The organism is Actinoplanes sp. ATCC 53533 (assembly GCF_003947245.1).
Map to the genome: position 1 here is coordinate 138,288 of NZ_QHHV01000210.1, position 9,057 is coordinate 147,344.

A 9,057-nucleotide genomic window follows, 5' to 3' on the forward strand; every position below is an offset into this window, starting at 1 on the left:
GCGACCCCTGGGCTGCCGCCCGGGCGGTCGCGCGATGGCTGCTGCCCGCACGGCTCGACTGCTCCGCCCCGGTCCGTCCCCCGGCAACGCAGAGGAGTCTCATCCCCCATGGCACGCTCCCAGCCACGCGACAAGAGATCGTTCATCCGCCGGCCGCTGGTCGTCGTGGGCAGCGCCGTCGCGCTGCTGCTGGCCGGGGCGGGCGCCGCCCTCGCCGCCCCGCCGGCCAGCCTGCCCGCCAACGCCGAATCGCTGGAGGTCACCTGGCAGCCGGCCTACGACTACGACACGAACGGCTGCTACCCGACGGCCGCCATCGGCCCCGACGGCACGCTCAACGGCGGCCTCAAGCCGACCGGGTCGCTCAGCGGCGAGTGCCACGACCAGTCGGACCTGGACAGCACCAACGGATACTCCCGCTACAAGTGCAACAACGGCTGGTGTGCCATCGCCTACGGCCTCTATTTCGAGAAGGACCAGGCGCTGGCCAACAGCAGCATCGGCGGGCACCGCCACGACTGGGAGCACGTGGTGGTCTGGGTGCGGAACGGCCAGGCCGAATACGTGTCGACCTCCGCGCACGGCGACTTCGTCATCCACGCCGCCGCCGGCGTCCGCTGGGAAGGCACGCATCCCAAGATCGTCTACCACAAGGACGGCGCGAGCACGCACGTCTTCCGCCTCGGCAACGCAGGCGACGAGCCGCCGGAGAATCACTACCACAACTGGCGGTACCCGACGCTGGTCGGCTGGAACGGCTACCCGGCCGGGGTCCGCGACAAGCTGAGCAACACCGACTTCGGCAGCGCGAACTTCGGGCTCAAGGACGCCAACTTCACCAACCTGCTCACCGAGGCCATGCCTGCCGGCCTCGCGTTCGTTCCTGGTGCTTGATCGCGTGTCTGGTGGCGGCTTCGCTGCTGGTTCTGCGTTCGTTTCCGGTGCTTGATCGCGTGTCAGGTGGCGGCTTCGCTGCTCGTCTCGCGTTTGTTCCTGGTGCTTGATCGCGTCCCCGGCGGCGGCTTCCTCGGCCGCCGCCGGCGGGTCGGGTCAGGTCTCCCGGAGGTGTGCGGCGACGGCGGCCCGGCGGGACACGCCGAGCTTGGCGAAGACGTGCGCCAGATGAATGGTGACGGTGTTCGGGCTGAGAAACAGCGCGTCGCCGATCTGGCGGTTGGTCAGTCCCTGCGCGGTGAGCTCGGCGACCTGCCGCTCGCGCGGGGTCAGGGCGGCGCCGGCGGCCCGCCGGGGCCGCCTGGCGTCCATGCGCCGCCGTTCCCGCACCGCGCGCTTCAGATGGCCGGTCGCGCCGCATGCCTCGAAGAGTGCGCAGGCGGCGGCGAACTGCTCGCGGGCGCGGTCCGGCGCGGCGAGTTCGGGCGCGGCGAGGATCTGGCCGGCGAGCAGGTGGGCCAGCCCTGCCATGATCCGGTCGCCGGCGTCGCGCAGCAGTTCGGCGCCGCGGAGCGCGGACTCGGCCGCCGCACCCCCATCGGTGGCCCGCAGGGAGTGTGCCCGCGCGACGTGGGCCAGCCCGGTCCGCCGGGGCAGCCCGGCGGCGTTGGCGAAGGCCCGATCGGCCCAGCCGGCGGCCTCGTCGGTGTGTCCCAGCGCCGCCTCGGCCGCGGCCAGGGCCTCGTACCAGGTGCTTCGCTCGAACGGGTCGACCCGCCGCAGGCCGGGTCCGCCGCCGCCGGACACCATCAGGTCGATGCAGGTGGCCGGGTCGCCGCTGAGGAGATGCGCCAGGCCGAGGGTGCCCTCGGCCAGCCCGCCGACGCCGTGCTTCTCCGCGTCGGCGCAGGCCACCGCTTCCTTGCCGGCGCGCAGCGCCTCCTCGACGTCGCCGCGGGCCAACGCGATCCAGCACTGGTTGCGCCAGGCCTGGCTGACCAGGTCGGTGCTGCCGGTCAGGTACGCCGCGTCGAGCTGGTCGTCCAGGAACGCGCCGGCCCGTTCCAGGTCGCCGAGCAGCAGGTGCGCCGCGCCGAGCATCGCGTGGATGTAGGCGACGCCGTGGCCCTGACCGGCCGCGCGGGTGATCGCGAGCGCCCGCAGCAGGTGCCGGATCGCGTCGCCCAACCACTCCTGGCAGGTCTCCGCCGCGCCCAGCCACATGATCGACTCGATGCTCTCGGCGAGGTCACCGTCCGGCAGGGCGTCGACGAGCTGGGCGGCCTCGGCCAGCCGGGTGGCGGTCTGCTCGGCGACGCGGCCGGCCATGTGATCGGCCACCACGCACATGGCCAGCGCCCAGGCCGTCGCCACAGCATCGCCGCGCAACCGCGCGGTCGTCAGCGCCTCGGCAGGCCAATCCCGGCCGGACGCGAGGCCGGGGTCGGGGCGGGGGCCGGGTGCGGGGCCGGGGGCGAGATCGGCTGCGTGGCCGGGTGCGAGGTCGGGCACAAGCTCGGGCGTCGGGCCGGGTGCGGGGTCGGGCGCGGAGTCGGGTGCAAGCTCGGGCGCGAGGCCGGGTGCGGCGTCGGGCGGGACGCCTGGCGCGGGGCCGGGGTCGAGGTCGGCGCGGATGACGACGCCGGTGGCCAGGCCGAGTTTGAGGGCCAGTGCGGCGTCGCTGTGCTGGTCCGGTTGCGTGCGCAGCTCGGCCAGGAGCTGGGCGCGGGCCTCGGCGTGCCGGCCGATGAGCCGCTCGATCGTCGCGCAGAACGCGGCGATGTCGGCGTGCTGCTCGGCGAGGCCGGCCGGTAGCAGCCGGCGGATCTCGTGCAGGGTCGTCCGGCTCTCCAGCAGGCGACCGCTGAGCCCGTACGCGCGGGCCCGCAGGGTCAGCAGATCCAGCCGGATCAGGATCGACTCGGCGACATCGGGCACCAGGCGCAACGCGACGGTCAGCCAGTGCGCCGCCGCGGCGGGAGAGTGCTGGATGGCGGCCGTGGCGGCGTCGCGGAGCACCTCGACGGCGGCCGGGTCGCCCGGTTCCGCCGAGTGTTCGATGTGGACGGCGATCTCGGCGGCGCTCGCACCGTCGGCACGCAGGGCGGCGGCCGCGCGGGCGTGCGCGGCGACCCGCCAGCCCGCCCCGGCCAGGTCGTAGCCGACCCGGCGCACCAGCGGGTGGCGATAGCGGAACCGGCCACCGGGCCCGACCCGGATCAGGTCGTGCCGGGCCAGGTCGTCGAGGTCGGCCAGCACCGCGTCCAGCGCGAGCCCGGTCGTGCGGGCGATCAGCCCCGCCCGGACGCCGTCTCCGGCCACGGCGGCGCCCTGGGCCACCAGCAGCTGCCGCGCGGTCAGCGCGGCGAACTCGCCGGCCAGCGCTGCCCGCACGGACTCCGGAACGGCACCCGTCGTCGCGGGCAGACCGCCGGGACCGGGGGAGCCGGGCTCCGGCTGGGCCGCCAGCGCCAGCAGGTAGAAGGGGTTGCCCGCGCTGGCCGCGTGCAGCCGCTGCCGGCGCCTCCGGTCGACGGTGGCCGGCAGCAGCCCGTCGGCGTCGGCCTCGCTCAACGGCCCCAGGTCGATCACCTCCACCTCCGGCCGGGAGAGCGCCCGCCGCAGCGCGGCCGGCGTCTGCCGCGGCCGGTGTGCCACCACGATCAGCACCCGGCCGGCCGGCCGATGCCGCAGCAGGAACTCCGTCAGCTCGGCGGAGCCCTCGTCGGCCCAGTGCAGGTCGTCAAGGATCAGCACCAGGCCACCGGTGCCGGCCAGCGCCGTCAGCAACGAACGCACCGCCCGGTAGAGCCGGAAGCGCTCCGCACCCACCGGCCCGGGCTCCACCCGGTCCGGGACGGCGCCGGACAGCGCGGGAAAGACGGCCCGCAAAAGATCAAGATCCGGTACGCCGAGCGCGGCCGGCGCCACCGCGCCGAGGTGCTCGGACAGCGCGTCACCGAGGATGCCGAACGGCACCTGCCGCTCGAACTCCGCGGCCCGGCCCGACAGCACCGACCAGCCGGAACGACGGGCATGCGCGGCGACCTCGGCCAGCAGCCGCGTCTTGCCGATACCCGGATCACCGACGATCTCCACGACCTGCGCCGGCCCGTCCTGCGCCGGCCCGTCCTGCGCCGGCCCGTCCTGCGCCGGCCCGTCCTGCGCCGGCCCGACCTGTACCGGCCCGTCCTGAGCGGGCCCGACCTGAGCCGGCCCCGCGGGGGTCGGACCGAGCAGTCCCGCGATCCTGGCGAACTCGGTCTCGCGGCCCACGAACGGCGACGCGGGATCGGCATAGCGCATTTGCCAGATGCTAGTGCCCCGGCCGTCGCTGAAGACTCTGCTCGCGGCCTCGGCCCTGGGGATCCGGCCGCCTGCCCTCTCGTCTTTCCTCTCGTCTTCTTGGAGCCGCCGCCATGAGCACCACGCACGATTCGTCGTTCCCGCAGGCCACCTCCGCCCCGGTCCGACCCGCCACGCTCGCCGCCGCCGTCTGGGGTGGCGTGCTCGTCTCGCTGCTCTACCTCGCCGGTGCGATCGCCATCTTCGTCCAGGGCAGAAGCTCGGTCGAGGCCTATGTCGAGCAGACCGTCGGTTCCGAACTGGCCGATCTGGTGAGCTCCACACCCGAGATCGATCAGGCCTACCAGTCGCTGGTCGTCAAGGCCGGGGTGGCGATCGGCTTCGGTCTGGTCATCCTGCTGTTCGCGGTGCTCGCCCGGAGCGGTGGAACGGGCGCCCGGATCGGGCTGGCCGTCGTGCTGGCGCTGGGCATGTGCGGTGGCAGCGGCCTGCAGATCGCGGAGTACGAGGTGCTGCCCGGCGCCAGCGTCGCGGTCGCCGCGGTCACTCCGCTGCTGTCGCTGATCACGATCATCCTGCTGTTCCTGCCGCCGACCAACAGGTTCGCGGCGGCTCGCAAGCACGCCCGGTAGCGGGCTCGCGCCGCCTCACTCCGGAGCCTGAGCGGCGCCTTCGAGGCTTCGGTCGTAGTGGGCGAAGCTCGTGGTGCCGCTCTGCCGAGTGTCGGCCTTGGCGCGGTACATGGCCAGATCGGCGAAGTGCAGGAGCTGGTCGACGGTGAGTTCACCCGGCCGGGAGACGGCGATGCCGATGCTGGCCCGCGGCCGCACCGGGGCGTCGCCGATCAGGACGGGGTTCCGCAGGTCGGCGACGATCCGTTCGACCACCGCCTGGGCGTTGGCCGAGCTCTCGATGTTGTGCAGGACGACCGCGAACTCGTCCCCGCCGAGCCGCCCGACGACGTCGTGACCGAGGACGTTGTCGCGCAGGATCCGGCTCACGGCGACCAGCAACCGGTCGCCCGCCTCGTGGCCCATCGTGTCGTTGACCTGCTTGAACCCGTTCATGTCCAGCAGCAACGCGGCGGTGCTCTGCCCGCTGCTCGCTCCCCGGGCGAGCGCCAGGCGCAGCGTGTCGTGCAGCTGTCGCCGGTTGAACAGCCCGGTGAGGGTGTCGGTGATGGCCAGCTCGTGGTTCTCCCGGGAGGCCAGGATCTGCCGGGCGACGACGACCGCGGTGATGGCGATGCCGCCGGCCACCACGCCGACCACGCGCAGCGGCAGGCCGCGCACCGAGAGCAGGAGCAGGACGTAGCTCAGGCCGATGGCGAGATACGGCAGGCCGCTGACCGAGCGGGCCCGCGGCGGTTCGGTGTCGAGCCGGTGGCGGCCGGCCTGCCGGCACTGGGCGAAGGCCGCCATGGCGAGCAGGAAGTGGCCCGTCATCCAGCAGGCGAACTGCCACTGGTCCGCGCCGGCCTGACCGCCGTGGCTCTGCCGGTAGCCGAGGATCACGTCGCCCGCGACGACGGCGAGCATCGCCGCGCCCATCAGCTTCGCCGGTTGCCGGGCGGACTCGGCGGCACCGCGGAACAGCACGACGGTGGCGCCGAAGATGAGGACCAGGTCGCCGGCCGGGTACGCCAGGGCGGCGGCCAGGGCGCCGCCGCCGATGTGTCCGGCGGTCAGGCCCGGTCCGATCTGCAGATACCACATCAGCACGCAGCCGGCGATTACCACGACGGCGGTGTCCAGCCACACCTTCTGTTGTTCCCGCCGGCCCTGCGTACGCATCGGCAGCAGCAACAATCCCGCCAGCAGCACCGGCCCGAACAGCAACCGCAACAGGTCCGCGGGAGACGGGAAGACGACCCCGACCGGATAGGCGGGACGCAGACATGAGGAGCCGAGCAGGAGCAGGAACGCGGCCGTGACCATGCCGAAGGCCCGGCGGGTCCGCCGGTCCAGGTTCCGGTGCCGCCACGCGCGGGCCGCGAAGGCGATGCCGAGCAGCTGATGGAGGCCGAGGATCACGACGGCCGGAAGGGGTGGCATCGTCCGCGAGCCGCCGCCGTACGCGAGCAGGGCCAGACCGGCTCCCAGGCTGGCGAACAATCCGATCGAGGCCCACCGCCAACCCCGGTCGCCGGTGTCCGCCGGCGCCGTACCCGTCAAGATCGTTCGTGCCGGCACGGGATCTCCTCCGGGTTCCGTCCTGCTCGCCGCCAGCATGTTCGGCCGGCCCGGGCCCGACCTGAGGCGACCGGGTCAGGTCCGGAAGCGGCCGACGGCGGTCTGCAGATCGCCGGCGAGGCCGGTCAGCTCGGTGATGGTCTGATTCGCCTCCGACAGGGTCTCGGTGGTGCTCCGCGCGGCGTTCGAGACCTCCGAGATGGTGCTGGCGATCTGCGAGGAGTTGCCCGCCGCCTCGCCGACGCTGCGGCTCATCTCGGCGGTGGTCGCGGTCTGCTCCTCCACGGCGGCGGCGATGGTGTTCTGATAGTCGTTGATCTGCCCGATGATCCGGCTGATCTCCTCGATCGCCTGCACCGCGCTGGTCGTGTCGGACTGGATCGCGGTCACCCGGCCACCGATGTCCTCGGTGGCCCGGGCGGTCTCCTGGGCCAGGTCCTTGACCTCGCTGGCGACCACGGCGAAGCCCTTGCCCGCGTCGCCCGCGCGGGCCGCCTCGATGGTGGCGTTCAGCGCCAGCAGGTTGGTCTGCTCGGCGATCGACGTGATCACCTTCACCACGTCACCGATCTCCGCCGAGGACCGGCCGAGCTTGGACACGGCCGCGTTGGTGGCCTCGGCGGCGGTCACGGCCTGGCCGGCGACCCGGGCGGCCTCGTTGGCGTTCTGCGCGATCTCCCGGATCGAGGCACCCATCTCCTCCGAACCGGCGGCGACCGTCTGCACGTTGCCCGACACGCCGCCGGCCGCGCTGGTGACCACGGCGGCCTGCCGGGCGGTGTTGTCCGCGCTGGTGGCGAGCCGGCTGGCGACACCCGCCAGCCGCTGGGTGCTGTCGCCGAGCGTGCTGGCCCCCGACGAGAGGGTCGCCACGGTGGCTCGAATCGCCGCGCTGGCGCGGTTGACCGCGGCTGCCATGTGTCCCAGCTCGTCGCGGGACCGGATGACCGCGGGGCGGGTCAGGTCGCCGTCGGCCACGCCGGCCAGCGAGGTGGTGACGTCGGTCAGCTGGCGCCGGATCATCCGGGAGACGAGGAGGGCCAGCCCGAGCGCCAGCAGCAGCCCGACCGCGAGCGAACTGAGCATGAGGTTGCGGGCGGTGTGATAGCTCGCGCTGCCCGCGGCCGCCTCCGCGGCGCTCTCGCTCGCCTCGGCGTTCTGCAGCCGGCCGATCGCGTCCAGCATGGTCGCCTCGAGGCTGATGAACCTGGGGCCGATCTCCGCCGGCGCCGGCACCGTGATGCCGGGCTCCGGGGCGCCGCCCTCCAGGACGATGCGCCGCAGCCCGCTGTGCTGCGCCCAGGCCTCGGTGAAGTCATCCAGGGCGGCCAGCCGGGCGGGCGAGGAGACCGCCGTCTCACGGTACGCGGCGAGCCCGGCCGCGACCGTGGTGTCGGCTTCCTTCAGGCTGGCCTGACCGCTCGCCCGGAAGTCGGCGGTGCCCGGGGAGCTCACCAGGAACAGGCCGCGGAACATGCTGCCGAAGCCGCCCCGGATGTGGCTCAGCTGCTGGAGGCTGTCCACGTGTTCGGCCTTCATCGCGATCAGCCGCTCGTCCGCGCGGGCGGCCTGGACCATCGCCACCACCGTGATGATCACCGCGGCGGTGGCGGCGACGATCACCGAGAGCAGGATCTTGGTGTTGACACCCCGGTCGGCCAGCCATCCCGTCCATGCGCCGCGTTCCGCGGTCACCTGCAGCGCCGCTGCACCGTTCGGCATCTGCCGTCCCCTCGTAGCCGGTCACCGACCGGGCGATCGGTCCCCGCTCTCCTGATCGGCACGGCGGCGGTCCTGCTGAGGGGACGGCGTCAGCTCATTCGGGCGGTTCACTTCCGGATGATCGGCAGGCAGTTGCCGGTCTTGTAGGTGGACTTGGTGTCGGGCACCAGCCCGTGCCCGGCGCGGGCGATCCGTGCGCAGATCTTCTTGGCATCGCCGACCGCGTTGGTGAAGCGGTCGTCGTCGGTGTCGAGCACCGACGTCCGGCGGGCCTCGACGTAATACTTGTGCTCCTCGGCCTGCACCGTCCCCGAATGCATCGCGTGGTCCGGCGGATACGTGCCGTCGCCGCCGTAGAGGTGCAGGTGGAATCCGCTGTTGACGTCCGGGTCGGATCCGGCGAAATCCACGTCGTACTTGACGGTGAACTTGCCCTTGGCGATGACCGCCGACGTGATGCAGACCCAGCGCTTGTTGCTCTTGATCTCGGCGGTGCACTGCTCGTCCGCCGGAGTGGTGGCGCTCGGGCTGGCTTTCGGCGCGGAGCTCGCGACGGCGGGGTTGGCGTCGCCGCCGGTGAGTTGCTTGTCGTCTTCGCGGCCGTACTGCGCGTACGCGACGCCGCTCGCGACGAGCAACGCCGTCAGGGCGAGCCCGGCACCCACCAGCAGGCCTCGCCGCCGGGCCGGGCCGGCGCCGGCCGGCTTGCTTCCCGGCGGTGGCGGTCCCGCGGTCCTGCCCGGCGCGGCCGCACCCCTCGCGGCATGGGTCTCGGCGGGCGGCGTGCCCGGCACACCCGCGCTCGCTCCCCAGCCCGTGCCGGCCGGCACGCTCGCGCTGCCGATCACGCCTCGTCCTGTCCGTCAGGCTCGCGCCGCCGGCCGTGCTGCCCGCCTGGGCCGTGCTGCCCGCCTGGGCCGTGCTGCCCGCCTGGGCCGTGCTG

General features: G+C 73.5%; 6 protein-coding genes. 2 read left to right on the forward strand and 4 right to left on the reverse strand.

Annotation, left to right across the window (positions count from 1 at the left end):
- Positions 1-108: 108 nt before the first annotated feature.
- Positions 109-894, forward strand: coding sequence for an NPP1 family protein (locus DMB66_RS48240; protein WP_125810829.1), 786 nt, complete (start codon positions 109-111; stop codon positions 892-894).
- Between the two features lie 156 nt (positions 895-1,050).
- Here the strand turns inward: DMB66_RS48240 and DMB66_RS65670 are convergent, their stop codons facing one another.
- Positions 1,051-4,200, reverse strand: a complete 3,150-nt coding sequence (locus tag DMB66_RS65670) for an AAA family ATPase (RefSeq protein ID WP_125810830.1) — start codon at positions 4,198-4,200, stop codon at positions 1,051-1,053.
- 113 nt (positions 4,201-4,313) lie between these two features.
- On the opposite strand from DMB66_RS65670, the gene DMB66_RS48250 reads away from it, so the two are divergent.
- Entirely contained in the window at positions 4,314-4,832 is a 519-nt protein-coding gene (locus DMB66_RS48250; protein WP_125810831.1) for a hypothetical protein, read from the forward strand.
- Between the two features lie 15 nt (positions 4,833-4,847).
- On the opposite strand, the gene DMB66_RS48255 is transcribed toward DMB66_RS48250, so the two are convergent.
- From DMB66_RS48255 to DMB66_RS48265, 3 genes are all read right to left on the reverse strand, one after another.
- Positions 4,848-6,392 (reverse strand): GGDEF domain-containing protein, encoded by a 1,545-nt coding sequence (locus DMB66_RS48255; protein ID WP_158647600.1) that lies wholly within the window; start codon positions 6,390-6,392, stop codon positions 4,848-4,850.
- A 75-nt stretch (positions 6,393-6,467) separates the two neighbouring features.
- Positions 6,468-8,114: a methyl-accepting chemotaxis protein gene (locus DMB66_RS48260; RefSeq protein ID WP_125810833.1), complete on the reverse strand. Its 1,647-nt coding sequence runs from the start codon at positions 8,112-8,114 to the stop codon at positions 6,468-6,470.
- A gap of 107 nt (positions 8,115-8,221) precedes the next feature.
- On the reverse strand, positions 8,222-8,962 hold the full coding sequence (locus DMB66_RS48265) for a hypothetical protein (protein ID WP_125810834.1): 741 nt from the start codon (positions 8,960-8,962) through the stop codon (positions 8,222-8,224).
- Positions 8,963-9,057: the final 95 nt, after the last annotated feature.

Excerpts from the sequence above, each read along its gene's own strand:
- DMB66_RS48240 (WP_125810829.1), top strand. The coding sequence starts at position 109 with ATGGCACGCTCCCAGCCACGCGACAAGAGATCGTTCATCCGCCGGCCG.
- DMB66_RS65670 (WP_125810830.1), bottom strand. The coding sequence starts at position 4,200 with ATGCGCTATGCCGATCCCGCGTCGCCGTTCGTGGGCCGCGAGACCGAG.
- DMB66_RS48250 (WP_125810831.1), top strand. The coding sequence starts at position 4,314 with ATGAGCACCACGCACGATTCGTCGTTCCCGCAGGCCACCTCCGCCCCG.
- DMB66_RS48260 (WP_125810833.1), bottom strand. The coding sequence starts at position 8,114 with ATGCCGAACGGTGCAGCGGCGCTGCAGGTGACCGCGGAACGCGGCGCA.